Raw genomic sequence first — 245 nt, forward strand, 5'->3', positions numbered from 1 at the left:
GTCCCTGATATAATTTATCTGAAATGGTATATTTCTCATCCACTTTTTTTTCTAAAATGTCGCCAACCTTTGTTGGTTTACCAGTTGGATTTGGGAAGTCAAATGGTATATCTTTACCACCTAATGGATTATAAAATCCAACAATATAAATACGTTCTCTGTTTTGTGGAATACCAAAATCTGCTGCACGTAAAACTTTATAATCTACGGTATAATTCAAGTCCTCTCGTAAGACTCGTAGAATT

1 protein-coding gene is annotated in these 245 nt (G+C 33.1%); it reads right to left on the reverse strand.

What is annotated here, in order from left to right; genetic code table 11:
- On the reverse strand, nt 1-220 hold a 220-nt coding region (locus tag KVT11_RS20395), incomplete at its 3' end, for a DNA cytosine methyltransferase (RefSeq protein ID WP_254636543.1).
- Nucleotides 221-245 lie beyond the last annotated feature (25 nt).

The organism is Bacillus sp. GbtcB10 (assembly GCF_019091365.1).
Lineage (GTDB): Bacteria > Bacillota > Bacilli > Bacillales > Bacillaceae > Bacillus > Bacillus altitudinis.